Source organism: Flavobacterium chungangense LMG 26729 (genome assembly GCF_000735715.2).
In the GTDB taxonomy this organism is placed as follows: Bacteria; Bacteroidota; Bacteroidia; order Flavobacteriales; family Flavobacteriaceae; genus Flavobacterium; species Flavobacterium chungangense.
On sequence record NZ_JASY01000010.1, the window covers coordinates 1 to 24,168 of the forward strand.

General features: G+C 33.5%; 25 protein-coding genes and 2 tRNA genes. 8 read left to right on the top strand and 19 right to left on the bottom strand.

Annotated elements, in window-relative coordinates:
• The first annotated feature begins 8 nt into the window (after positions 1 to 8).
• Positions 9 to 94 (top strand) — tRNA-Leu (locus JE46_RS16505).
• A gap of 373 nt (positions 95 to 467) precedes the next feature.
• Here JE46_RS16505 and JE46_RS16510 read toward each other — a convergent pair.
• The 3 genes from JE46_RS16510 to JE46_RS16520 all read right to left on the bottom strand — a co-directional run bounded on the left by JE46_RS16510 (position 468) and on the right by JE46_RS16520 (position 3,710).
• Positions 468 to 1,064 carry a 3'-5' exonuclease gene (locus tag JE46_RS16510; protein ID WP_031456384.1) on the bottom strand — a complete coding sequence of 199 codons (597 nt, stop codon included), beginning with the start codon at positions 1,062 to 1,064 and terminating at the stop codon, positions 468 to 470.
• A gap of 1 nt (position 1,065) precedes the next feature.
• Positions 1,066 to 2,982, bottom strand: a complete 1,917-nt coding sequence (locus JE46_RS16515) for a DUF294 nucleotidyltransferase-like domain-containing protein (protein WP_031456385.1) — start codon at positions 2,980 to 2,982, stop codon at positions 1,066 to 1,068.
• A 311-nt stretch (positions 2,983 to 3,293) separates the two neighbouring features.
• Positions 3,294 to 3,710 carry a hypothetical protein gene (locus JE46_RS16520; RefSeq protein WP_031456386.1) on the bottom strand — a complete coding sequence of 139 codons (417 nt, stop codon included), beginning with the start codon at positions 3,708 to 3,710 and terminating at the stop codon, positions 3,294 to 3,296.
• Between the two features lie 145 nt (positions 3,711 to 3,855).
• Here JE46_RS16520 and JE46_RS24515 point away from each other — a divergent pair, with 145 nt between their 5' ends.
• Positions 3,856 to 4,482, top strand: coding sequence for a Bcr/CflA family efflux MFS transporter (locus JE46_RS24515; protein WP_244881891.1), 627 nt, complete (start codon positions 3,856 to 3,858; stop codon positions 4,480 to 4,482).
• Positions 4,463 to 4,978, top strand: a complete 516-nt coding sequence (locus tag JE46_RS24520) for an MFS transporter (protein ID WP_244881893.1) — start codon at positions 4,463 to 4,465, stop codon at positions 4,976 to 4,978. Before JE46_RS24515 ends, JE46_RS24520 begins: the two co-directional genes overlap by 20 nt.
• 43 nt (positions 4,979 to 5,021) lie before the next feature.
• Here the strand turns inward: JE46_RS24520 and JE46_RS16530 are convergent, their stop codons facing one another.
• The 7 genes from JE46_RS16530 to JE46_RS16560 all read right to left on the bottom strand — a co-directional run bounded on the left by JE46_RS16530 (position 5,022) and on the right by JE46_RS16560 (position 12,709).
• Complete coding sequence (locus JE46_RS16530) at positions 5,022 to 6,284, bottom strand: NAD(P)/FAD-dependent oxidoreductase (protein ID WP_031456387.1); 1,263 nt, start codon at positions 6,282 to 6,284, stop codon at positions 5,022 to 5,024.
• A 157-nt stretch (positions 6,285 to 6,441) separates the two neighbouring features.
• Positions 6,442 to 6,966: a GNAT family N-acetyltransferase gene (locus JE46_RS16535; protein WP_031456388.1), complete on the bottom strand. Its 525-nt coding sequence runs from the start codon at positions 6,964 to 6,966 to the stop codon at positions 6,442 to 6,444.
• Between the two features lie 37 nt (positions 6,967 to 7,003).
• The gene (locus JE46_RS16540; protein WP_031456389.1) at positions 7,004 to 8,338 is read right to left on the bottom strand and encodes a DEAD/DEAH box helicase; all 1,335 of its coding nucleotides are present in this window, start codon (positions 8,336 to 8,338) and stop codon (positions 7,004 to 7,006) included.
• A 194-nt stretch (positions 8,339 to 8,532) separates the two neighbouring features.
• Positions 8,533 to 9,210 (bottom strand): metal-dependent hydrolase, encoded by a 678-nt coding sequence (locus tag JE46_RS16545; RefSeq protein WP_031456390.1) that lies wholly within the window; start codon positions 9,208 to 9,210, stop codon positions 8,533 to 8,535.
• A 24-nt stretch (positions 9,211 to 9,234) separates the two neighbouring features.
• On the bottom strand, positions 9,235 to 10,197 hold the full coding sequence (menA, locus tag JE46_RS16550) for a 1,4-dihydroxy-2-naphthoate octaprenyltransferase (RefSeq protein WP_031456391.1): 963 nt from the start codon (positions 10,195 to 10,197) through the stop codon (positions 9,235 to 9,237).
• 83 nt (positions 10,198 to 10,280) lie between these two features.
• Positions 10,281 to 11,114: a 1,4-dihydroxy-2-naphthoyl-CoA synthase gene (locus JE46_RS16555; protein WP_031456392.1), complete on the bottom strand. Its 834-nt coding sequence runs from the start codon at positions 11,112 to 11,114 to the stop codon at positions 10,281 to 10,283.
• 695 nt (positions 11,115 to 11,809) lie between these two features.
• Entirely contained in the window at positions 11,810 to 12,709 is a 900-nt protein-coding gene (locus JE46_RS16560; protein WP_031456393.1) for a LamG domain-containing protein, read from the bottom strand.
• A gap of 462 nt (positions 12,710 to 13,171) precedes the next feature.
• Here JE46_RS16560 and JE46_RS16565 point away from each other — a divergent pair.
• Positions 13,172 to 13,252: transfer RNA gene (locus JE46_RS16565), tRNA-Tyr, on the top strand.
• Between the two features lie 291 nt (positions 13,253 to 13,543).
• Positions 13,544 to 14,851, top strand: a complete 1,308-nt coding sequence (locus tag JE46_RS16570) for a site-specific integrase (protein WP_031456394.1) — start codon at positions 13,544 to 13,546, stop codon at positions 14,849 to 14,851.
• A 46-nt stretch (positions 14,852 to 14,897) separates the two neighbouring features.
• On the opposite strand, the gene JE46_RS16575 is transcribed toward JE46_RS16570, so the two are convergent.
• From JE46_RS16575 to JE46_RS16610, 8 genes are all read right to left on the bottom strand, one after another.
• A complete protein-coding gene (locus JE46_RS16575; RefSeq protein WP_031456395.1) occupies positions 14,898 to 15,986 on the bottom strand; it encodes a hypothetical protein in 1,089 nt (362 codons plus the stop codon).
• Between the two features lie 341 nt (positions 15,987 to 16,327).
• Positions 16,328 to 16,693: a hypothetical protein gene (locus JE46_RS16580; protein WP_031456396.1), complete on the bottom strand. Its 366-nt coding sequence runs from the start codon at positions 16,691 to 16,693 to the stop codon at positions 16,328 to 16,330.
• A gap of 117 nt (positions 16,694 to 16,810) precedes the next feature.
• Entirely contained in the window at positions 16,811 to 17,125 is a 315-nt protein-coding gene (locus tag JE46_RS16585; protein ID WP_031456397.1) for a hypothetical protein, read from the bottom strand.
• Positions 17,109 to 17,384, bottom strand: a complete 276-nt coding sequence (locus tag JE46_RS16590) for a hypothetical protein (protein ID WP_031456398.1) — start codon at positions 17,382 to 17,384, stop codon at positions 17,109 to 17,111. Before JE46_RS16590 ends, JE46_RS16585 begins: the two co-directional genes overlap by 17 nt.
• 35 nt (positions 17,385 to 17,419) lie before the next feature.
• Positions 17,420 to 17,722, bottom strand: coding sequence for a hypothetical protein (locus tag JE46_RS16595; protein ID WP_031456399.1), 303 nt, complete (start codon positions 17,720 to 17,722; stop codon positions 17,420 to 17,422).
• Positions 17,723 to 17,726: 4 nt separating this feature from the next.
• On the bottom strand, positions 17,727 to 18,449 hold the full coding sequence (locus JE46_RS16600) for a hypothetical protein (RefSeq protein ID WP_244881895.1): 723 nt from the start codon (positions 18,447 to 18,449) through the stop codon (positions 17,727 to 17,729).
• Positions 18,450 to 18,756: 307 nt separating this feature from the next.
• On the bottom strand, positions 18,757 to 19,971 hold the full coding sequence (locus JE46_RS16605) for a condensation domain-containing protein (protein WP_031456401.1): 1,215 nt from the start codon (positions 19,969 to 19,971) through the stop codon (positions 18,757 to 18,759).
• A 453-nt stretch (positions 19,972 to 20,424) separates the two neighbouring features.
• A complete protein-coding gene (locus JE46_RS16610; protein ID WP_317041409.1) occupies positions 20,425 to 20,721 on the bottom strand; it encodes a winged helix-turn-helix transcriptional regulator in 297 nt (98 codons plus the stop codon).
• Positions 20,722 to 20,922: 201 nt separating this feature from the next.
• On the opposite strand from JE46_RS16610, the gene JE46_RS16615 reads away from it, so the two are divergent.
• Positions 20,923 to 21,717, top strand: a complete 795-nt coding sequence (locus JE46_RS16615) for an SDR family oxidoreductase (protein WP_031456402.1) — start codon at positions 20,923 to 20,925, stop codon at positions 21,715 to 21,717.
• 105 nt (positions 21,718 to 21,822) lie between these two features.
• On the top strand, positions 21,823 to 22,143 hold the full coding sequence (locus JE46_RS16620) for a hypothetical protein (RefSeq protein ID WP_031456403.1): 321 nt from the start codon (positions 21,823 to 21,825) through the stop codon (positions 22,141 to 22,143).
• 180 nt (positions 22,144 to 22,323) lie between these two features.
• Here JE46_RS16620 and JE46_RS16625 read toward each other — a convergent pair whose 3' ends face one another.
• Complete coding sequence (locus JE46_RS16625; RefSeq protein WP_031456404.1) at positions 22,324 to 22,704, bottom strand: winged helix-turn-helix transcriptional regulator; 381 nt, start codon at positions 22,702 to 22,704, stop codon at positions 22,324 to 22,326.
• A gap of 94 nt (positions 22,705 to 22,798) precedes the next feature.
• Here JE46_RS16625 and JE46_RS16630 point away from each other — a divergent pair, with 94 nt between their 5' ends.
• Complete coding sequence (locus JE46_RS16630; protein ID WP_031456405.1) at positions 22,799 to 23,881, top strand: Gfo/Idh/MocA family protein; 1,083 nt, start codon at positions 22,799 to 22,801, stop codon at positions 23,879 to 23,881.
• Positions 23,882 to 24,168: the final 287 nt, after the last annotated feature.

Here is a 24,168-nt window from a genome sequence, read left to right on the forward strand (position 1 = left end):
AACAAATAGCTCGGATGGTGAAATTGGTAGACACGCTGGACTTAAAATCCAGTGGACAGCAATGTCCGTGCGGGTTCAAGTCCCGCTCTGAGTACTGAAACTCCAATTGGCTATGGCTGATTGGAGTTTTTTTGCTTAATGGAATTACTTGCTTAAAAACTGAAGCTTCCTGTATTCCATACCGCGTTAGGGATGGAAGCGGCATTCGTCTTTTCTTTTACCACAGAAACAAAAAAATATATAAAATATATTTGGATGCTATTATACAAAAAAAGCGGATCATTTGTAGATCCACTTTCGTAATAATAACTTCTAATGTTTTAGTTCCTAAACGGAAATCCTAAAAAGAAAAAATTCTACATTTTATTTCTTCTAAACTGAGATCTAAATGCTTTTAAAAAAGACTAAATAATAAATACTCAAAATTTTATATACTATTGGCTCGTTTAGATGTTTAACAGCTTAATTTATTTAATTCCTAATCTGGATTTTAGTTTTAAAAATAATAAAGCAATTTTATAAGCATCTTCGGCTGATGAATTTCTGTCACTTTTAGGAATTTTATATATTTCACATAGGTCATCCAGTGAAAATTGCTTTTCATTTATATCGTGTAATTTTCTATACATTACATCTATGTCTAAAGCTTCATTTTTTAATCTGCCACAATCTAATCTCTCTAGTGCAGCATTTATCATTTCAATATCGAAGTTAACATGATGACCTACCAAGACTGCATTTCCTAAATAATCTATAAAAGTCTGAAGAGCATCATTTTCCTGAAGCTTTTTCATTTTGCTTTCAATTATAAATTCGTTTGATAAACCATTATCATGTAGGTATTTATATTGTAATAGAACTGCTTCGAAATTATCCTGAATTATGATAGCATCATCAACAATTGCAAAAGATCCCATAGATAAAATTACATCTTTTATAGGGTTTAGTCCTGAAGTTTCGGTAGATATAGCCACAAATCTATTTGGCTTAGTTTCGAATTTACTAAGGTAATTTTTCCAAAAATCAGGATATTCTTTGTTAATATTTTTCAGCCAGTCCAACATATTATGAAAATTGTGTAAGTTGAAACTTACTTTTAATTAACTCCTCAAGATCTCGCATAGGAGCTAATGCGTTTTTTAATTTCTCTTTGTCTGTTTTAGATAATTCTTTTATATTTATATATTGCCCTGAATCGTCATTTTTTAATCCTTCAACTGTTCGGAATTTTAATAAGGTTAAAAATGCTTCTGCACAACTTAGATATATTTCAGCATTTTTAGAATCTGAAATAGCAAGTTGTTTAAATCTTAAATAGGTATTTTTAATTCCTTTAATATTTGAGCTTAATATTAGTAACCTTGCACCATCAATAAGAGGCATCAATGCTTTAGTTTTGATATCGAATTTCATTTTGTGAGGACCTTCTTCTTCTAAAATAAATTTCTTAAAAAAACTTAAAGGCGCATTCTTTTTTAAGGCATCATTTCCTAGAAAGTCAAAAAACAATGGGTTGTTGATCGCATTTTTAAAAATAATATTTTCTACAGCCTCTTCAATTTTTGGTTCGCCGAAAACAATTTCATAATCAAAGAATATACTGCTTAAGTCATTACTGTTTTCACCTGGAGTATTCATCCAGCTGTTGTATTGCTTTATCCAGTCAGTCAGTGATTTACACCATAACATATTACTTCCCATATGACCATTTGGGCAAAATTCATAACCTACTTTTTCTAACAGAGATGTGGTTCTTTTGGCAAGTCTTAAAAAATAATCTTTTACTTCTCTATATTTTTCAGGTGTCACATCTTCAAAAATTAATATACTGTCCTGATCAGTAAGTAAAAGTTGTTCTTTTCTTCCTTGACTACCAATACTTAGCCATGCAAAACGAGCAGGAGGGGAGCCCAAATCCAAAATTGTTAATTCAACTGCACGTTTTATGAGTGCCAGGTTTATTTCGTTGGCAATATTGCATATGTGGGAAATGGTAATATCCTTTTGAATTGAATTCTGAATTAAATCAGACAATCGATCCCGAATTTGTTTTAAGTCCTTTGGCAATTGTGATCGCTTAATTTCTTTAATTAATACACCAGGATTACTTGCTTGAGCTACAATTAAATCATGTTCAGATATAATGCCTTTAACAACCGATTTATTTGTACCATCTTTAGTAACACATAAATGTGTTACATTATGCTTTAACATTAATAACTGAGCTTCTGCCAAAGAAACATTTTCAATTACAGTAACAACAGGAGATGACATGATCTTGTCTATTGTCTCAGTAATAGGATAACGGCCTGTGGCTATTTTTGATGATAAATCAGCATCTGTCAATATACCTATAGGATTATTGTTTTCGCAAACAACGATGTTGTCAACCATTGAGTCAGTCATCAAAATAGCAATGTCTTTTACAATTTTATCAGCTGTAGTGGTTAGTGGTGAATTATTATAATTAAGAGATTGAATATATTGCATTTCTGATTGTGTATCCGAATAAAATCCGTTATCAGAAATTAGTTTGTTTCCAGAACTTACATTGTCTTTTGTATGGCGCGAATTAATAGCAAAACTTTCTAATAAGAAGTTTAAAACATCTGAATTATTTGCCACAAATGGTCTAAAAACAGCAATAGGAATAGCATAAACAATACTTTCTTCACGTGCTTTGGCAGTCATCATGTAATTGTTTTTTGCAAAAAAAGGACGCAAACCAAAAATATCACCTTCGTGACATTTGTTTATGATAGTTTCCTCAGCATCAGCAATTGTAGTCAAGTTGATAATTCCGGATGATACCACGTAGAAACTATCATGAAGTATATCGTTGTTTTGAAACAATACAGCATGTTTTTCTAAATTTATTACTCGGATATTAGTTGCAATATTAAAGAGTTCCTGAAATGTCAAATTATCAAATGGCGGATATTCTTTTAAAAAATCCGCAATATGTTCAGCAATTGTATTCATAGTTTATTTAATATAGTCAAATGTAAAAATAATAAAATAAAGAATCACTATTAGATTAATTCTAATGATTAATTCTAATGATTAATTCTAATGATTAATTCTAATGATTAATTCTAATGATTAATTCTAATGATTAATTCTAATGATTAATTCTAATGATTAATTCTAATGATTAATTCTAATGATTAATTCTAATGATTAATTCTAATGATTAATTCTAATGATTTCTATTTTACATAATATAAATTATAGTTCAAATAATATTTATTTAGAAAGCATCAATTTTGATGCTTTCTAAATAAATATGGCTTTTAAAGCTTTTTAGAATACACCGCTTTACCATTTAAGGAAACTTCAATCTCACTTTTTTGTTCATTAAAAGTTGTTCGTAAAGCGTTTCCTTTAAAAATTGTGACATCTCCATAGATTTTTCCTGATTCAACAGATTCATATTCAAATAATAATTTTTTATTATCTGGTTCTATACTTAATTTATAACTGGAAAACTTTGTTCCTTTTAAATTAAACTCTTGTCGTGAATCAATAATTTTTCCATCTGCGTAAAAATTTGTAATCGTTTTGTTTAAAGTAATGTCTGGGTAAAATTCATTTACTTTTTTAAGGAGTTCATACTGTGCCTCATTTGCATCTTCTTGTTTTGATGTAATGGTCTGTGCAAATGAAATTGTTGAGAAGATCAAAGCTAATACTAAAATGTACTTTTTCATAATTCTTAATTTAAGATTAATATTTTAAAATTTTTATAACAAATCTCTGCGTAACATATCAAACTTTTATTAAAAATAGTTTAATTATTTATCAAGGTATGAAATCTTTATCTTTGCAAAAAATTAAAAGCAATCATTTAAGAAAATGACAACAAAAAAATATATTAAACTTATTCTTATTTTGGGCTCATTGACAGCGCTTGGACCTTTTTCAATAGACATGTATTTACCTGGATTTTCTGGAATTGCGGAAGATTTAAATACTAATGTTGCAAAAGTTTCAATGAGTTTATCAAGTTATTTTATCGGAATTTCGGCCGGCCAATTACTTTATGGACCTTTATTAGATCGATTTGGACGAAAAAAACCATTGTTTGTAGGTTTAATGGTTTATATTTTAGCTTCTTTAGGATGTGTGTATGTTGCGGATATTGATACTTTTATATTTTTGAGATTTATCCAGGCAGTTGGCAGTTGTGCAGCAACGGTAGCTTCTGTCGCGATGGTCAGAGACTTATTTCCAGTAAAAGATATTCCTAAAGTTTTTTCTTTGTTAATGCTTGTTCTTGGACTTTCGCCAATGCTCGCACCAACAATTGGGGGATATGTAACTGAAGATTATGGTTGGCATGTGGTGTTTTTGATCTTAATGTTCATGGGAATTGCTATTCTTATAGCATCTCAAATAGGTTTGCCAAATACTTATAAACCGGATACTTCGATTTCACTGAAGCCAAAACCAATTTATTTTTATGGATATTTACCATGTTGATGCCAAGACATATGGGTGGATATTTGCGTTTATGTCAGTGAGTTTCATTGGTTCAAGTCAATTAAATTCGGTTCTATTGAAGAAATTTTCCAGCGAACAAATGATATTCAGTGCTCTAATCGCTCAATCGCTGATAAGTATTGTTTTTTTGGTTCTTTCTTTGAATGATCTTTTAGGCTTATATGGAACGATTGGAATGTTGTTTCTGTTTTTAGGCTGTTTAGGAATTTCAAATCCTAATACTGCAGGCCTTACGATGGCTCCTTTTGCTAAAAATGCGGGAAGTGCTTCTGCATTAATGGGGGCAATTCAGCTTGGTTTAGGGGCTTTAGCTTCTTTTGCTGTTGGAATTTTTGTTAAAGATTCTGTTGTGCCAATGGTTGTCATCATGACGGCAACTACTATTTTGGCATTTATTATTTTGAATATAGGGAAAGGTTTTATCAAACAAAAAGTAGAAATATCTTCTGAAGATGACATTATAATTGGTCATTAAATAGTTGAGAAAAAAAATCCGGAATTCAAAATTCCGGATTTTTTTATACCTGTTTTTTATCAGGTCTGATTATCATTCTAAGAGATTGGTCTCTGGCGAAATAGGCTATCATCCAATTATAAAAAGTTTTCAATCTGTTTCTGTAAGTGATCAGTGAAATTAAATGAACAAATAACCAAATGAACCAGGCAAAAAATCCTTTGAAATGCCATTTAGGATTTGGTAAATCAACCACAGCTTTATTTTTTCCAATAATTGCCATTGATCCTTTGTCATTGTAAACAAAAGGTTTAAGTGGTTTATTTTGAAGTGAAGCTTTGAAGTTTTTCGCAAGATTTATTCCTTGTTGTATGGCGACCTGCGCTACCTGAGGATGGCCATTAGGAAAGTTTTTATCAGCAGTTAAAATAGCGGTATCACCAATAGCATATATGTTTTCTGTAGCATTCACTTTATTAAATGCATCAGTAGCCATTCTTCTTCCACGGCCATAACTTTCCGCTGGCATTCCTTCAAAAATTTTAGCAGTAACACCAGCAGCCCATATCAAATTTTTGGTTTTAATTGTTTCTCCATTTTCAAAATATACGGTATCATCAACATAATCAGTTACTTTGCTGTTCAATTTAACAACAACGCCTAATTTTGTAAGTGCTTCTAAAGTGTCTTTTTGAGAAGCTTCGCTCATTGGTGCTAGTAATGCATCTCCTCCATCAACTAAATAAACATTACTTGCCGTAGTATCTAATTCAGGATATTCTTTTAGTAAAATATTTTTTCGCATTTCCGCGAACATACCTGAAACCTCTACTCCTGTTGGTCCTCCACCCGCTACAACAATAGTTAGTAATTTACGGCGCTTACGGATTTCTTTGCAAATAGCAGCTTTTTCTAAATTCTTAAGCAATGTATTTCGCATTACGATCGCATCATTTAAGGTTTTCATCGGAATGGCATTTTTCATAACGTTTTCCATTCCAAAATAACTGGTTTCAGCACCTGTAGCAAAAACCAAATGGTCATATGATAATTCACCATTACTCAAAATCACTTTATTTTCTGCCGGAACAACTGATAATAATTCGCCTAAACGAAATTGAAGATTTTTTTTACCGGCAAAAAATTTCCTAAACGGATAACTGATACTTGAAGGTTCTAAAAAAGCTGTAGCAACCTGATATATAAGGGGAGGGAAAAAATTGTAATTGTTTTTATCTACAAGGGTTACTTGTATTTGAGGATGATTTAGAAGCTCTTTTGCAAGATTTAATCCTGCGAAACCACCTCCAATGATGACTATATTCATAATAAATTGTGTTTAAGGCTTTTGTGCAAAAAACTATTCTGTTTGCATTACTTTATAAATTTAACACTAATAATTGCAAGTTCAAACTCATCTTTGAAATTTATTTTTAAAATTATAAAAACTAATATTAATTGAATTTCTTTCTATGAATTTAGTATTATTTGGCCAATTTTAGCTTCATCATAATGTCTGTCTGTTCATCATTTCCTAATTTAAAAATATGTTTGTCAAATTCGATGAAACCGTTTTTCTTGTAAAAATTTATTGCTCTGTGATTTTCTTCCCAAACACCCAACCATACATATTCTGAATTTTGTTGTTTTGCTATTTCTATCGCTTTAGTATAAAGTAATTGCCCCACACTTTTTCCATGAAATTCTTTTGACACATAAATCCGTTCAATTTCCAGAGCTTTATTATCTTTTAATTCGGTTTGTGATGCTCCAAAGTTTATTTTTAAATAACCAATCACTTTATTATCCAACATTGCAAAATAGAATTCAGAATTTTCATCTTTAAGTTCAGTAGTTAATTTTTCGTTAGAAAATCCTTCTTCGAGATAGCTTTTCATATTTTCTTCAGAGTTTGATTCTGAAAAAGTTTCCTGGAAAGTTTGTCTGCCAATTTCCTGTAATTGAGTAATTTCCTCAAGCGAAATTTTCTTTATTTCAATAGTATTCATTCTTGATGTTTTTAAGCATTATAAAGCAAGTTTAAAACTATTTTTTAAGTTTTTTAACTGGTTTTTCAGTTATCTCAATCTTATTTTGTAGAACATAGTTTGCTAACAATTTTTCTATTAGTTCCTCTTTTGTAAGATGATGAAAAACAGTTTTTACTTTTGTTTTTAAATCGGTTGAAATATCGTGATTTGGCTTTGTTTTAAAGATTTGTTTTGCCCATAAAAGTGTATTGTTTTCTTCAAGGCTTATGGCTGAAGGCTTTTTGAGTTCAGTAAATTTCAATCCTAATTCTCTTTCAAATTCAGGAATTTCAACTACTTCTTCCTGTTGTAAAACAGTTAAAGAAAGTCCCTTTGCTCCTGCTCTTGCAGTTCTTCCGCTTCTGTGAACGTAATTCTCGTAAGTGTCAGGCAAATGATAATTTACAACATATGAAATTTCTTTGACATCTATTCCTCTTGCTGCCAAATCGGTTGCAACCAAAATATTAATGTGTCCTTCACGGAATTGCTCCATAATTCTGTCACGAATTCCTTGTGACAAACTACCGTGAATAGCACCTGAAGAGAAACGGTTTATAGCTAAGTTTTTTGCCAGTTTATTTACGGCTGCTTTGGTTTTACAAAAAATAATACCGCGTTCTCCGTCTTTTGAATTTAAAAAATGCATTAAAATATCTAATTTTTCAATTGGATCAACTACAATATATTCGTGATCTATTCCTTGATTCCCAACTGTTTCCATGTTGGCGCTAATTTGAACTACATTTTTATTTAAGTAATTCTGAATTAACTGTTTGATGGTTCCTGGTAAAGTTGCAGAAAACAATATTGTACGGTGTTTTTTGGGAAGTTCTGCAATGATTTCGTCTAAGCTTTCTTTTAGAATAGAAACCATTTCGTCTGCTTCGTCTAAAACTAAATATTGGGTTTGGCTTAAATCGACGGCTTTTCGCTGAATCAAATCTATTAAACGTCCCGGAGTTGCCACTACAATATGTGTTGTATTTGTAAGTCGTTCAATTTGGGGTTTTATTGGGATTCCACCGCAAACAGATGCAATAGAAATATTTGGAATATGCTTAGAAAAATCTTCCAGATTATTAAAAATCTGCTGTCCAAGTTCTCTTGTTGGGGCTAATATAACAGCCTGGACAACAGTAGATTTTGTATCGACTAATTGTAATAATGGCAATCCAAAAGCAGCTGTTTTTCCTGTTCCGGTTTTGGCTAAGCCAACCAGATCATGTATTTCAGATAAAAGTAATGGAATTGTTTTTTGTTGAATTTCGGTTGGTTCAACAATGTTCAGTTCGCTTAGTGCTTTTAAAATTGGTGCTGAAATTCCTAGTGATGCAAATTGCTTAGACATTGTTTTTATTTTAGATTTTTAAATTTTGAATTCACCACTTATTATGTGGATTTAAATAGTTTTTTTTAAGAAATTAACGTCTTATAAAAACTAAAGCCCTAGCCCTGATGGAAACGGCATCCTTTTATGCCGGCGTTCGGCATAAAAGATATAGTGTACAGCAGGAAAGAGCTTCTTATAAATGAAATATAATTTTAAAGTTCTATTGATTCCCCAATTTCGAGAAGCATCAAATCTTTTCCTTTATCGAAAAATTTACGGATAGATTCTTCATGGTTGATTTCGATATACCCAAAAGTATCAAAATGGTAACCGAGTATTTTATCACATTCTATAAAATCAGAAGCGATAATGGCGTCTTCAACATCCATTGTGAAGTTGCTTCCGATTGGTAAAATTGCCAAATCAAGTTTGGTGCGCAATGGAATCAGTTTCATATCCATTGTTAAGGCTGTGTCACCTGCAATGTAGATATTTTTGTGTTCACCTTCGATAACAAAACCACCAGGATTTCCTCCGTAACTTCCGTCAGGGAATGAACTGGAATGAACTGCATTTACATATTTAACTTTTCCGAAGTCAAAATTCCAGCTTCCACCATGATTCATAGGATGTGCTTTTAAGTCTAATTTCGCATAATAACTGGCTATTTCGGCATTTGAAACTATGGTAGCTTCTGTACGATTAGCAATTGCCTCAACATCCAGAACGTGATCGCCATGTGCGTGTGTAAGCAAAATATAATCGGCTTTTAATGTATTTATATCAATCGCGGAAGCTAACGGATTTCCCGTGATGAAAGGATCGACAATGATATGTTTTCCTCCTACTTCAATTCCTAAAGAGGCGTGGCCGTAAAATGTAATTTTCATTTGATAAAATTTAAAAGTGAAACATTATCTTCCTCCTAGAAAAAGATTAACAATGATATCCGAAATTAAGGATATCATACAAACCGTTAATAAGATAGAAAGTAAAAAAGTGCTTAGCGCCAGTTTTTTTAATTCGGGATCTAAAAGCTTGGGGTTTTGATTTTTATAAACGGTAATTAAATGTTTTGTTAAAGGGATGTAAGCTAATAAGAATAAATACTGATCGAAATTATAATCACTTAAAATCGCAAAAATTATTACCAAAAGCATTGCGGTAATAATTAATGAAAAATGATAAATTTTTGCTTTTGCTCCTCCAATCTGCACAACAATTGTGTTTTTTCCTGATTTTCTGTCGGATTCTTCATCACGCATATTGTTCAGGTTTAAAACTCCCACACTTAACAAACCAATTGAAATGGCAGGTAAAGTCAACAACGGATCTATTTCTTTAGAATATAAAAAATTAACGCCTAAGGTACTTACCAGTCCGAAGAATATAAAAACAAATACATCTCCGAATCCTTTGTATCCGTAAGCTGAATTTCCAACTGTGTAACGAATTGCAGAAGCAATTGCTGCGATTCCAAGCAGTAAGAAAAAGATTGAGTATGCAAAATTACTTTCTCCAAAAGCAAAATATATCAGGGTAATTGCAGCTAAAAGCGTTAATAATGATGTGATTATTATGGCTTTTTTCATAGCCTCGGGCGTAATTATACCGCTCTGAATAGCTCTTTGTGGCCCTACCCTATCAGCATTATCAGTTCCCTTAACACCATCTCCGTAATCATTTGCAAAATTGGATAAAATCTGTAAACCAAGTGTAGTTAGAAGTGCAAAACCAAAAACTTTCCAGCTAAATACTTCTGTTGGGGTATTTATGGTTTCTGTTGGGTTAGATAATGCGTAAATACTTCCTACTATAATTCCGGAAACTGATAAAGGTAATGTGCGCAATCTAGCGGCTTCAATCCAATGTTTCATTATGTTTTTTTAGTTAAATTTTTGTTTGAGGTTTCAAGTTTCAGGTTAGCAACCTGGAACCTAAAACTTGAAACTTTTTCTTTTTATGGTAACCATTTGTTTTCACCAAAATTAGGCTTTCTTTTTTCTAAAAATGCATTTCGGCCTTCTTTTGCTTCTTCGGTCATATAAGCCAAACGTGTTGCTTCGCCTGCAAAAACCTGCTGGCCAACCATTCCGTCATCTGTTAAGTTCATGGCAAATTTTAGCATTTTTATAGAAGTTGGTGATTTTTGAAGAATTTCCTGCGCCCATTCGTATGCTGTAGTTTCTAGTTCATCGTGTGGAATAACTGCATTTACCATTCCCATGTCCATTGCTTCCTGAGCTGAATAATTTCTTCCTAAAAAGAAAATTTCACGCGCTTTTTTCTGACCAACCATTTTAGCGAGGTAAGCTGATCCGTATCCTCCATCAAAACTGGTTACATCAGCGTCTGTTTGTTTAAAAATAGCATGTTCTTTACTGGCAAGCGTCATGTCACAAACTACATGTAAACTATGCCCTCCGCCAACAGCCCAGCCCGGGACAACGGCAATTACTACTTTTGGCATAAAACGAATTAATCGCTGCACTTCCAAAATATTTAAACGGTGTTGTCCGTCATCTCCAACATAGCCTTGGTGTCCACGTGTATTTTGATCTCCTCCACTGCAAAATGAGTATACTCCATCTTTTGTTGATGGACCTTCAGCAGAAAGTAAAACTACTCCTATTGAAGTATCTTCTTGTGCATCATAAAATGCCTGGTATAATTCTGAAGTTGTTTTTGGACGGAAAGCATTTCTGACATTTGGTCTGTTAAAAGCTATTCTCGCAACTCCGTTACATTTTTTATACGTTATATCTTCGAATTCTCTGGCAGTTATCCAATCCATTTTTCTATTTATTTTGTTTTAAATAATTATAGTGTAAAAATAAACCATTTTTATATTTTTTACCTACTCAATTCAAAGTAAGTCTTTACTATAAATCGAATTATAAGGTAAATAATACTGTTAAAATAAAAAATAACATTTTTTAACATTTGCTTTTGAAAAAAAATAAGTAATTTTACAACCTAGAAATCAATAAGATACATTTTTTTTATTGATTTAAAGATTGATTTTCTTTCACTGATTTATTAACCTAAAAAATGACTTTTTTTGAGAAAAATTAAAAAATTTGTCGCTCATTTTTTAACGGTTTTTAATTATAAAACAAAAAATAATGGGCAAATGATTTATTCATATGTTTCAACTTCAAGAAAAAGATAGTAACACCAACGGTTAATTAATGGAATTGCCTTTCAATTTTTCAAAAAAAGAATACGATAATTGAGAATTAAAAATTGAAGCTTTCTATAAATTATTGATCAAAACCAAAGGGTAAGCCGTGAAATTGATTTATTGTTTTTGAAATAAATGAATTGATTATTTAAAGACATCGTTAAAAAAAGTGAATCATAAAATACGTAAAGGATTTACTTTTAAAATACATTTAGAATTTATTTTATTTCTGTTTTTTTTTAATTACAATTTTTTAAAACTAGAATAAAAAGGGAAAGGCTATTCGTAATGAATAGCCTTTCTTGTTATTTAGATGTCGTTTTTTTAGCCGGTGGGTCAGTAACCTTTAGTAAGTATATGCCTTCTGGAAGTTCATTTAAATCAATTTCTTTTGTGCTATTACTTGATATTCTCTGCCCCTGAGAAAATACCTCTATCTTCTTTGCATTCAAAGAATTTGTTTTTATAATAGTGGTTGTATTAGTATTGCTTTGTACTATTTCTTTTTTTAAAACTGTTTCAGTATTTACATCCCTGACTGGTGGTGTATATTTTTCAATGTTGTATAATGCAAGGATTTCTTTGTCTGATAAAGCGGTGTTGTAAATTTTTAAATCATCCAAATCAGCATTAATTCCAATTTTTGTATTAATCTCTCCTAATCTGAAAATATTTCCTTCAGTATTAATTGATGCAGCCTTTTCATATTTTAACAATTCTCCATTGCGATATATTTTTGAAATGTTGCCATCAAACGTAGCGCTATATTGATACCAGGTATCCTTAGTCAAAGGGATATTAACTATTATATCGTTTAAAGCTCCCCAGGCTGCCAGATTTAAGTCAGAATTAGAAGTTGTTGTTCCTTGTTGCAAGAGTCCAAAATACTTGGCGGTAGAAGCTTCACCGTACCCCCAGATATAATTTGCTGAAGAAATATCATTCATTTTGATCCAGATCGTTATGGTTCTTGGTTTATCTTTCTGAGGGAGATTGTCAATTACAGCTTCTAATGCTTTGTTTGTTAATCTTTGTGCGCTTTTATCTTTCCCCGTCCTATCGGCTACATAATTTTCTGTCCCCATAAAAGAAATGGAATTTTCAGTATTTTGTAATGTTCCGTTGAAATTAAATTTATGAATGGGTATTTGAGCGCTCACTTCTGAAGAAATAATAATTATAAATAGGAGTAGGATTTTTTTCATAATAGGATTGGGGTTTCTACTACTAAAATATATTTAAACCTGTTTCGAGTGAAATTTACCCGATAAATGACATGAATAATCGTTGAAATCAATTATTGCAAATTATTTAATCAGTATATTTTTTCAAATCTAATGAAAACCATTGCAATTTTTGAATTTTTATTAATCTGTAGATTATTTACCGGTAATTAAATAATCGTTAAGGAACTCAATAATCAGGATTTGATAACTCTGATAGTACTAAAGTTTATAAATATTTAACTAAGAATAATACTATGATTTATAAAACTCAAGCTTTAATTTTAAAAAAGCGCTATAATTGATAAAAATATTTATTATTATTTTATTCACTACCAGTGAATTAAAAAATAACTTAAAATTAAGTTCAATTTTTGTTTGCAAACATGAAAAACGTTGCTATATTTGCAACCGCTTAAAACAACAAAGCACAACGCTGAGATCGGGGAGATACTCAAGCGGCCAACGAGGGCAGACTGTAAATCTGCTGTGAAAACTTCGCAGGTTCGAATCCTGCTCTCCCCACGGAAAGGCCAAAAAGGCGGAAAACTTAAAGTTTTCAATCTTTTCAAAAAGCCACAAAAAATGTCTGAAGACCTGCAAATTCAACGATTTGCAGGTTTTTTTCGTTTTAAGCCTATTTTCAATATTTATAAATCCTCACAAAATTAAAGGTGTAGAATCGGTGCACTTTCCGGCGCGCTGAAAAGTGCACCAGAAATAGTAAAAATCCCTTATATCATAGGGGTTAACGAGATTAACGACTTGATTTGGCAGTGATATTATTTTACATTTATTAATTTAAAAAGTAGGATTATGTTGGAAAGCAGTTTTGGTTTGGGATTCTTTTTAAAAAGACCCAAAATAGAAAGTAAAGAATGGATCGTATATTTCAGAATAACTGTTGACGGTATCCGTAAGGAAAGCTCAACTAAAAGAAAATGGGATAATACTCGATGGGATCAAAGGTTCGAAAGAGCGGTCGGCTCAAAGGAAGATGCAAAGTCGCTGAACTTCTTTTTGGATTCGCTGACTTTAAAAATCAATGAAATCAAAACCGAAATGATGTACAGCGGCAAAACCATAACCGCTGAGAAAATTATGGACGAGGTTCTGGGAAGGACAGCCCCAAAGATTAAGGTGCTCGAAGAATTTCAAAAGCATAATGATGAAATGGAGGCGCTTCTTGGAAAAGGCTATGCAAAAGGCACCCTTGACCGGTTTACCATTACTAAAAACCATTTGACTGCGTTTATAAAATTCAAGCTTAAAAAGCACGATCTTGAATTTGCGGATTTGAATCTTGAGTTTGTAAAGGACTTCGAGTTTTACCTTAGAACTGTACGCGACTGCAGCAACAACACCACCCTAAAGTATATTGCAAATTTCAAAAAGATTGTAATCCGTGCCATTGATAAGGAGTTAATCACCAAGGACCCATTTAAGAACTTTAAGGGACGTAAAACAAAACTGGTAAAAAAACCACTCACCGCACAGGAATTGTACGAACTTGAAAGTCATTATTTCACAACTGACAGGCTCAATGTCGTAAGGGATGTATTTGTCTTCCAATGCTACACTGGCCTAGCTTACATAGACGCTTATCAATTAAAGAAAACTGATATCAAAGAAGGCATTGATGGAAATCTATGGATTATGTCCGAAAGGCAGAAAACAAACTCATCATTTAATGTCCCTCTTCTTCCCCAAGCACTGAAAATAGTTGAAAAATATAAAGAGCACCCGCTGTGTATCCAGCGTGGAACCGTGCTTCCTGTTTCATCCAACCAGAAAATGAATGAGTATCTAAAAGAGGTGGCAGTCTTGTGTGGCTTTCCTTTTACATTAAACACGCATATGGCCCGCCGTACTTTTGGAAGCACTGTGACATTAAATAACAACGTCCCTATTAATGTAGTTAAAGAACTGCTGGGTCATGCATCGGTAAAACAGACTGAGGCATATGCTATAACTGAGCAGGCCACAATCGGACGTGAAATGTCTATTCTCAATAAAAAACTCAATAAAACTGGGTCCAAAATGTCTAAGCCTGATTTGGCGGTTCTCAGCAGGCTCGAAAAGGAAATTCAGGCAATCAAAAAGAAATACAATATTAGCTCCTAACAATTAGTAAGGAAGCATTATAATAAGATAGGCTGTCTCAAAAGTTTTAAGACAGCCTATTTTTTTTTTGCTCCTCATTTACCTGCTCATCAATAATCTTCTGCCAGTCTGTATATAATGATTCATCAAATTTTATCGCATCACTCTTTTTTTCATACTTCCCCGACGCAGCAGTGTTTTCTGAAAAAATTTTATTATTCATAATGTCTTCTGGTCCAATCACGATCTGTATAAGTTCTTTTACTGCCGTAAAAAGACCCAATGCTACTTTTTTATCGACAGCCCTTCCTTCATGCACCAATTTATTTCTCACTTTCCGGGCATTAAACAGATTAATAAGTATACTTTCAGTAATTATAGAATTTTGATATAAGAGTTCCTGCTTGATTGCCATACTCCAAGTCCTGTTGTCTTCTTTGAATGATTTTTTTCTGCCATCAATTTCATGTTCCGGATGAAAACTTTGATTTTTTAAAAAACGGTTATGCCATAAATAGTCAATCATTTGCTCAGAGGTGATCCAAAGATTGGATAAAACAAGATCCCAGTTCCCATAGCGAATTTCAGTAATGCCCATATTCAAAAATTTAGGCGTCAAATTTGGAATTTCATCGAAAATTTTACTACCTTTCTCTATACCAGCCCTAAGCTCGCTGATCATTAAATGTCTGGGTGAACTTAAATTGATTGTGTCCAAGCTGCCTGCCATCTTTGTACGTACTTTAGAATGGGATTGTGATGATGCACTTCCCCCAAATTCCGTATTAAAAATTCCCCACTCTTCATAAATAACTCCTGACACTACATCCCTGCTGTTTACACCTTCCACATAAAAGCCATTAAAGATCAACTTGGCAAAAAGTTTATTAAAAAAATTTACGGCTTCTTCCTTTTTATGAAATTTCCCATTTCGGGCTATTGCAATTGCACCATCGTAGCAGACAAGGGCATCAAGTTCGTTATTTTCGGTTTTTATCTTTGAGACTATCTGAATAAGCCTGCCATGGTTATAGGTACTCTTGTTGATTTCATCCAACTCAACCTCCCACGGCTGCTCATCATCAGGAGTAACGAAAGTGTATGGATGCAGATATGCAATCCAGCAGTAGTTTTTCATAAAAATCTCTCTATTCATCTGAATCCTTTTATAGTTTTTGTTACAATTTTTACATCTCATTACTTCTTTATTCCTTCACATCGATTGCAACTTTCACACAATTGATGAAGCAATTGGTTCTGTAGTTTAACCGAGTTAAGTAAAACAATAAATCCAATATTTCAAAATAAAAAATGTAAAGATTTCGCTCAAAATCACTTTCAACTACTATTTTCTAAAAAAGTTAGCAGGAAGGTGCCTGCTATTTGTTCGAAGTCTATTCAAACAAAGAAGAGACTGTCACAAAATACTTGAGACAGCCTCTTTTGCATTAGGGTTTTGCACACCTATTAAAACTGCGTGAAAAAAGATAATCTAATTTATTTTTCAATAGTCACTTTGTGATGCTTCCATTCATCAACATGCAAAAGCAACGCGCAATCTCCGTCATTATTCCATACATTGCTTTTGAGCCCCCAATAGAAAAGATAATGAATTGTCCCATCAGGATTTTTAAGACTTCTGCTGCTCCCCTCTTTGGTATATAAAGTGACCCAATCTCCCTTTTTTACTTTCTGATCGGGAAACCAAAAGGGATGGCGCACCTTGTTGGAAACTGTTCCATTACTGCTGTAAGTAGTGTCTAAAACTAGAAACTCACCGATATCAGAATCTTCCAGTATCTTAATAAGAATTCTTTCATCATTATGACCGTGGTCAATAATTTTATTGATTTGTGCTTTCATTTATTTTCTCTTTAAAGTTTAAAATTTATTATTATAATTTTTATCAAATGTCATTCTTTAAAGAGAATCTTTTTTACGGAAATCCGTACCTGTGTTTCATTTTACCTATTTTCATCATCAAGAAGGTTTATTCCTGCGTAATTTAACCTCGCTCCTGCGTTCAGGATGATAGGATGGAAAATACTCTAAGTATCCTAAATCCTGAAGCTGTTTAAAATACTTATGATAAGTCGGCAGCGTATTGACATGTGACAACTCCATAATTTTACTGCGGCTGACTTTAATCCTTCTTCGTTGGCCCTGCCTATAGCCTAATCCCAGTATTGCTGTCAAAATTGATAGATGCCAGACATTTAGTTTAGGATCATTACTATACATTGACAGATAACTCATTATATAGCTTTCTTTTAATCTCTTAGTTTTTATCATCATCAAATAGTTTTTGAAGATCTTCTTTATTATAGTAGTACGAGCCAAGCACTTTTTTGAAACGGACTTTTTGGCTTGTTCTAAGATTCTGAACTGAACCTGCTGAAATATCAAGCAGTTTTCTCACAGACTTGCTTTTAATCCACTCTGATTCCAAAGTTTCTTTCCGTCCAGAATCCTTATCTTTAAATACAGCCTGTATTTTATCTACTAGAAGAAGACCAAACTGTCTCAGATCTTCCTTGGTTACAATTTCATTCATAGTACAATTTCATAAAATTATTAATTGCAGAACCTTTAACTGTCCGCATCGGCTGAAAACAAAAAATATACTTCACTGCCACGATTTTTTTTAAAAGATGGTCTATACTTTATGTATCCATACTGATGAAGTTCCTGGACACATTTATGATACGTATTTGCTGAAGAAACTTTAGCAATAACAATAATCTCCGAGCTAAAGACAAAAATTGGATTAATAAAGCCCTTAACGGATCTAAATTGTAATAGAGCTGCATAAATGGCAATATGCATCGGACTAATCCGGTAATCATTCTCTATTGCGGTGAAAAAATCCGATAAAGGCTTTAATTTTTCCATAACTTTAAAGTGAAGGAGTTTTTCTTTTCTTTACTTTATTATCTTTCCTCCCTGAATCACCTTCATCAGAATCTAGATTTTTTTTTTGATCTTTAGATACTGATTCTTTTTGAGATTCAGCCTTTTTTTCTTCCTTGCTCTCTCGATGATTAATTCTTTGTAAATTTTCATCATAAATATTAACAGTCTTAAACTGGGGATTTGCCTCCACATACATTTTACTTTCAGTACCGCCGACAACAAAAGTCGCCGACTGAAGGTTTCCTTTCTTAAGCGAATTCAAAAGGTCTTCTTTATACTTCGGAGTATTCAGTTCCTTGATTGAATGTTTGGCCAAACTTGCCTCCAGATCATATCCGTAGTTCTGATGGTATTGGTTCAGCTTAAAATTACCATTGTCAGATTGTTTAAAGTCAATTTTCAGCCAGCAATTATAGCTCTCCCCTTCTTTATTTTTAAGATCTTTATTGACAGATCTGCCTTCCATCAAATTATAAGCCTCTTTCATTGTAATACTGGCGCTGTCTTTGTTGATGTAAAAGGTCTGTTCCAGCCCGGGTTTGTTCTCTTCTTTCTGCAGATTGACGTGATAGGAATTAAAAAAATACATATCGGTCTGCTCAGACCTTTTGAAATTTAATTCTACAGTTAAGGTATCCTTATTTGGAACACCATTGTTCATAATGCCGGTGTGCATGATTTTAAAATCCTGATCTCCTTTCGTCATTTTATCTCTCACACACTAAAATATTCTGACTAGCAAAATCAGATGCTACTTAATTCATTAAAATCAAACCCTTCTCAACTTAGGTTCAAATGGCAGAGCCTCCCCCTTCAAAATTAGAAAACATGTATTTTTTTTAAAAGAATAGGGGATTGCTTTTCTTAATAAACCACTTATTAATTTGCTGTTCTACTGAGGCAAATAAGTGATTTATTTCTGTCAGGTGTCTTTATATAAAATAACACCATAATATACATCTGTGCATTATATGGTGTTTTTTTAAATTAAATTATCTTAATTATCCGAAATACTATTTACAGGCTTCTGCCATAAGCATCTGCATTTCTTCTAATAAACCTGCAATAGGTGTGTCGCTGGTGTTTGTGAGACAAAGATTACCGTTGGTACTAATCGCCCCAATAGTCTGCTCCAAGCCCTTTCCTGAACGAACCATTGGACCATATACAGATTTAAGTTTGAGTTTTCCAAAATCAGTTTTATATTTCACTTTTACCAGATTAGTAACCATTATTTGATGATTGAATGCTTCTTTTAATGTATCTACCATTTTTTGGATATCTGCACTGTTAAAAGTAAGCGTTCTGAAAAAAACAAGGTAATTTTCTACATGTTCTTTTGTTTCTGTTCCATTGAGACCTGATTTTGCCAATCTGGCTATATCCCAGAAAGATTGCTTTTCTTCTGGCTCAAAATAAACGGGATGAGTCGTAATATTCAACCCGCAATTGTCATCTAGTTGAAGCGCTTTTCGTGTGCAGATAGGAGAAATTAATTCAATTTTTTTGTCATCCCACTCTTGGCGATGTTTTCTTCCTGCGATAACCACAGCAGCGCAAATTGCACCATGTACCGTTGTTTGCTCCAGTCTTGATCTTTCTATTAGCTGTGATGTATGCTCGCTTGAAAATTTAATACTTTTAACTTTAGGAGAAACAGTTGAAAGTTTTTTAAATATATATGTTGAAGTTTCATTATCTTCAACAGCATTATCCTCAGGAAGTCCAAGTGTTTCATCGTTAGATTTTTGCGGTGCCAATACTTGTGGAATCTGGCCTGTAACCGCCTCCAACAAATCCCTGAATAAATACATAAGAGAAGATCCATCCGCCAATGTATGATTGGCAGCTAAAATCAATACAGTATCTTCAGGTTTTTGTAATACAATCACTCTAAAAAGAGGGCCCTCTTCAGTATTGAATCGTGTTGCTAATTCCTTTTCGACTACTTGCTCCCATTTAAAGCCGTTATCGATTTCTATGACTTTCAGTGGAATGACCAAAGAGTCAACATGTTCGATAAAAGGTCTTTTAAATTCATCCATTCTAATTCTTGCTGAAAGGTTGGGATGTCTCTTCTGAACCTGATTAACAGCCAGTCTCCATGCTTCAGCCGATTCTCTTCCTTCTACTTCTGCTGCCAAAGCAAAGTCCTTAGAATCAATCTGGTCCAACAGCCAGAATGTTTTTTCAAATGCACCCAATGTGCGGTTTTGATGTTTTGTCATTTCTAATAGTTTTTAATTTTTACTGATTCTTAGAGAATGATTCTGTATCTGGTGTGATTAATAATAATCAATATGACCGTTTTCATTCTCCGCAGCAAAATTCAGTAAAGAACAATTCTATAAAAATGGATATAGTGCGGTTATTATAGTAGATTTTTCCCTTAATTGGATTTGGTGAATTGACAGAAGACAAAATCGGGCATCGTAAGTAAAGTACAGAGCATTAGGAATTGTCAAAACTAGCAGCTTTGAATATTTATAATTATTTATAATGATAGAGGAATCGTAAATGCTGTCGTATATGATAATTTTACAAATAGACAGCAGATAAATCTGTGTACTAATAGAAGTATATGAAAAGAGAAACACAAATTTGTAAAGGAATTGGAAACAGAAAAATCTAATAAAAGATATAGATTTAGCTGAACTAAATTAATTCAGACATTCTTAATTTTATTCCATATCAGTTGCTCCGGGAAATTTTTTAATAATTAAAGATTTCAGTCTCTCCTGATTCTGATCACCCCATTGGCCTAAAGCACCTATAACAGGAATTAAACTCTCACCAAATTTCGTTAGGCTGTATTCTACTTTTGGCGGCACTACGGGATATATTTTCCTAACAACTAGCTCATGTTCTTCCAGTTCGTTCAACTGGATGTTCAAAACCCTGCGTGATGCATCGGGTATTTTACGCTGCAATTCACTTGGTCTCTTATGGCCTTCGTTAATAAACCAAAGCAGGCGTATTTTTCATTTACCGTATAATACTTCCCCTATCAGGTCAAGTCCACAGTTTAAGTTCGGTATTGTTTTTCTTTCATACATATTGTAAAAGTACTAGTATGTTACGATTTGTGCAATAGGGGAAAAATTTGTCCCTACCTGAATCGTAATTCCGTACTTGTGAGAAAGTTGCATACTTCTGAAATTTGTACAAAAGAAATCATCATGAAACAAATAGTAGATTATCAAAACGAGTTATCAGGCAAAATTGCATTGGTAACAGGAGGCACAAAAGGAGCTGGCAGAGCGATAGCAGAACGTTTAAAAAATGCCGGTGCTACGGTAATTATCAGCGCAAGAAACCAACCTGAAACACCAGATAAAGACCTGCATTTCATTTCTGCAGATTTAAGCAAACCAGAAGCTGCTGCCAAAGTTGCTTCTGAAATATTTGAGAGATTCGGTAAGTTAGATATCCTTGTAAACAATCTGGGAGGTTCTGAAACTCCTGGCGGAGGATTTGCCGCATTAACCAATACATATTGGGAAGAAACAATACAAGCCAATTTACTGGCACCAGTTCGTCTGGACAAGGCAGTTCTTCCTCAAATGCTTGAAGGTAAAAGCGGAGTAATAATCCACATAGCATCTATTCAGGGAAAACTTCCTTTGTATGATTCCACTCTGCCGTATGCTGCTGCAAAAGCCGGACTTATTAATTATAGTAAAGGACTATCGAAAGAAGTATCTCCAAAAGGTGTACGTGTATTGACAGTTTCTCCAGGATGGATTATGACCGAAGCATCAATACGAATGATGGAGCGTATTTCCGAAAGCAGTAATATACCCATAAAAGAGGCTGAAAAAAGCGTGATGACAGCTTTGGGAGGTATACCTTACGGAAGACCAGCCAAACCGGAAGAAGTCGCAGAACTCGTTGGATTTCTAGTATCACCCAGAGCAGGTTATCTCACAGGAACAGAATATGTAATCGATGGCGGAACAATTCCAACGATTTGATTTTTAATATAGGTAATAGTTACCTTGAAAGAAGAGGTCGATATGTCCAATAAAATAATAGTAAATAAAATAAATAAGCATTAGTAACCATAAAATAGATACATTATGAACTTACCAGAAGTAATACAAGACTTAGTAAAAGCGCAAAACAATTTTGACAGTTCGGCTTTTGCCGATTGCTTTTCAGAAACTGCAATCGTATTTGACGAGGGAAAAAATTATACCAGCAAAACAGCAATAAAAAACTGGATAGAAAAAAGCTCAAAAGAATACAATACGGCAATAAAACCGCTTGAATTTGAAGGAGATGCTGAAAAGGGAAATTTAAAAGCAGAAGTATCCGGAACTTTTCCAGGGAGTCCCGTGATTCTTACCTATAATTTAACGTTTAAAGGAAAGCATATAGAATCGTTGAAAATTAATTAAAGTTTCGGAATCAGACCTTAAATTATGATTATTCTGTTAGGAGAATTACATACAATTAAATAATTGACCTATTTAATTCTCCTAATTGTTTTATAAAGTTTCGAAACTAAATCTTTGGTGTCTAGATCTTGGTAGATTTTACATTCACCTTATCTTTCTCTATTTGCAACATGTTCATGATTAAGGAATTAAGGTTGACGAAATTCCTAAATGAACATCTTTGTGTTTTGCCCCCCAATCATCCAATTGCAGGCAAATAGGAATGAGAGCACTGCTTACAGGAGTAAGTTCATATTCAACCCGCGGAGGCACTTCATGATACACCGTGCGTATTACCAATCCATCACGTTCCAGCTCGCGAAGCTGTAATGTCAGCATCCTTTCGGTAATGTTCGGGATTATCCTTTTAAGCTCCCCAAAACGTTTTTTACCGTTACTTAACCGTATTAAAATTGGCAGTTTCCACCTTCCGCCCATTAGTTGTACGGCGTAGGTGAGATTACAATCTGAAAGAAAATTTCGATTGATGTTATTTGTGGTATTTTCTTTTCTATTTGTCATTACTTACAAAATTGTATGTACATACAAAGGGTTGTGTACACTACAAAATTATGGTCTTCTTTTTAATTTTGCAATCAAAGTATAATAGAAATAAATGAAAACAGAAAAAATAAAAGTAGGCATTATAGGACTTAACCCTGACAGCCAGTGGGCATCAAAGTCACATCTTCCTGCACTAAAGCAGCTGTCTGATACCTTTGAGATTATTGGAGTAGCCAATTCTACTCATGAAAGCGCTTTAAAAGCTGCAGATGTGCTAGAGATACCAATCGCTTATGAAAACCCAGATGCCTTAATTGCATCAGCCGAAATAGAGCTGGTTGTTATTACTGTAAAAGTCCCTCACCATTATGATCTTGTAAAGGCTGCGCTTGAAGCAGGCAAACACGTGTACTGCGAACACCCCCTGGGCAACGGGCTTACTGAAACGGAGCAGTTGGCAGCTATTGCGGCACGGAAAAATGTAGTTGCAGCAGTAGGGACGCAAATGGTTGTATCGCCGGAATTAATTTACCTAAAACATCTTATTAAAGATGGCTATGTAGGGAAGGTTTTATCCACTACACTTCTAGGCTCGGGAGGTCCTTGGTCAGATGAAGCAATTTCGGCTAACTATTATCTATACGATAAAACAAACGGCGCTACAATGCTGACCATTCCCTTGGGGCATACATTAGCCGGCGTAACTAAAGTTTTAGGCGGCTTTGATACTTTGACAGCAAAAATGATAAACCATTTCACTACAGTAAAACTTACTGATAGTGGCGAGATAAAGCCTAAGACCTCTGAAGACCAGATTATGGTAATAGGCCAATTAAAAAATGGGGCTGCAATTTCTATTCATTACCGTGGCGGCGTTTCAAGAGGCACTAACCTTTTGTGGGAGATTAATGGAACGCAAGGAGATATACAGGTAACAGGACCGCTTGGACATGGTCAATTTGTCCCGTTGACAATTCAGGGAGCCCAAGGGAAAGACACGAAATTACAAAACCTGCCAATTCCAAATGAAATGTATGAGGGTTTGCCTGATAATCCGGTAATTAGAAATGTAGCGGGGATTTACAAAAGAGTAGCTGCTGATATAAAAAATAAAACCAAAACAGTACCAACTTTTGACGACGCAGTTGTACTAGCACATCTACTCAATGATATCGAGAAGTCTTCAAAAGGTTAAGGTAATAAGCTTAAAGCTTAATTTACTACAAAACCCGTGTGTTAACAATCTAACTCTTAATTTCTAAATGTTTTTGGACTGTCTGGGATTTTAACCCGATAAGTACTTTTATATCCCTATATCGATCGTAATTCCGTACTTACTTATAAAGGTTACATCAGGATTTTACTTCATTGATTTAAATAAAGTTATAGATTAAATAGAGTTATTTTTTGTGTCCAAAAGAGACGTTTTTCGATATAGGGAAAAATGTACAATGGACTCTTCCAAATGTCCATTTTCAAGCC

What these genes read in the sequence shown, in the direction of transcription:
- JE46_RS16510 (WP_031456384.1), bottom strand. Translation starts at nt 1,064, where the DNA reads ATGTTGGACTGGCTGAAAAATATTAACAAAGAATATCCTGATTTTTGG.
- JE46_RS16515 (WP_031456385.1), bottom strand. Translation starts at nt 2,982, where the DNA reads ATGAATACAATTGCTGAACATATTGCGGATTTTTTAAAAGAATATCCG.
- JE46_RS16520 (WP_031456386.1), bottom strand. Translation starts at nt 3,710, where the DNA reads ATGAAAAAGTACATTTTAGTATTAGCTTTGATCTTCTCAACAATTTCA.
- JE46_RS24515 (WP_244881891.1), top strand. Translation starts at nt 3,856, where the DNA reads ATGACAACAAAAAAATATATTAAACTTATTCTTATTTTGGGCTCATTG.
- JE46_RS24520 (WP_244881893.1), top strand. Translation starts at nt 4,463, where the DNA reads ATGGATATTTACCATGTTGATGCCAAGACATATGGGTGGATATTTGCG.
- JE46_RS16530 (WP_031456387.1), bottom strand. Translation starts at nt 6,284, where the DNA reads ATGAATATAGTCATCATTGGAGGTGGTTTCGCAGGATTAAATCTTGCA.
- JE46_RS16535 (WP_031456388.1), bottom strand. Translation starts at nt 6,966, where the DNA reads ATGAATACTATTGAAATAAAGAAAATTTCGCTTGAGGAAATTACTCAA.
- JE46_RS16540 (WP_031456389.1), bottom strand. Translation starts at nt 8,338, where the DNA reads ATGTCTAAGCAATTTGCATCACTAGGAATTTCAGCACCAATTTTAAAA.
- JE46_RS16545 (WP_031456390.1), bottom strand. Translation starts at nt 9,210, where the DNA reads ATGAAAATTACATTTTACGGCCACGCCTCTTTAGGAATTGAAGTAGGA.
- menA (WP_031456391.1), bottom strand. Translation starts at nt 10,197, where the DNA reads ATGAAACATTGGATTGAAGCCGCTAGATTGCGCACATTACCTTTATCA.
- JE46_RS16555 (WP_031456392.1), bottom strand. Translation starts at nt 11,114, where the DNA reads ATGGATTGGATAACTGCCAGAGAATTCGAAGATATAACGTATAAAAAA.
- JE46_RS16560 (WP_031456393.1), bottom strand. Translation starts at nt 12,709, where the DNA reads ATGAAAAAAATCCTACTCCTATTTATAATTATTATTTCTTCAGAAGTG.
- JE46_RS16570 (WP_031456394.1), top strand. Translation starts at nt 13,544, where the DNA reads ATGTTGGAAAGCAGTTTTGGTTTGGGATTCTTTTTAAAAAGACCCAAA.
- JE46_RS16575 (WP_031456395.1), bottom strand. Translation starts at nt 15,986, where the DNA reads ATGAATAGAGAGATTTTTATGAAAAACTACTGCTGGATTGCATATCTG.
- JE46_RS16580 (WP_031456396.1), bottom strand. Translation starts at nt 16,693, where the DNA reads ATGAAAGCACAAATCAATAAAATTATTGACCACGGTCATAATGATGAA.
- JE46_RS16585 (WP_031456397.1), bottom strand. Translation starts at nt 17,125, where the DNA reads ATGATGATAAAAACTAAGAGATTAAAAGAAAGCTATATAATGAGTTAT.
- JE46_RS16590 (WP_031456398.1), bottom strand. Translation starts at nt 17,384, where the DNA reads ATGAATGAAATTGTAACCAAGGAAGATCTGAGACAGTTTGGTCTTCTT.
- JE46_RS16595 (WP_031456399.1), bottom strand. Translation starts at nt 17,722, where the DNA reads ATGGAAAAATTAAAGCCTTTATCGGATTTTTTCACCGCAATAGAGAAT.
- JE46_RS16600 (WP_244881895.1), bottom strand. Translation starts at nt 18,449, where the DNA reads ATGACGAAAGGAGATCAGGATTTTAAAATCATGCACACCGGCATTATG.
- JE46_RS16605 (WP_031456401.1), bottom strand. Translation starts at nt 19,971, where the DNA reads ATGACAAAACATCAAAACCGCACATTGGGTGCATTTGAAAAAACATTC.
- JE46_RS16615 (WP_031456402.1), top strand. Translation starts at nt 20,923, where the DNA reads ATGAAACAAATAGTAGATTATCAAAACGAGTTATCAGGCAAAATTGCA.
- JE46_RS16620 (WP_031456403.1), top strand. Translation starts at nt 21,823, where the DNA reads ATGAACTTACCAGAAGTAATACAAGACTTAGTAAAAGCGCAAAACAAT.
- JE46_RS16625 (WP_031456404.1), bottom strand. Translation starts at nt 22,704, where the DNA reads ATGACAAATAGAAAAGAAAATACCACAAATAACATCAATCGAAATTTT.
- JE46_RS16630 (WP_031456405.1), top strand. Translation starts at nt 22,799, where the DNA reads ATGAAAACAGAAAAAATAAAAGTAGGCATTATAGGACTTAACCCTGAC.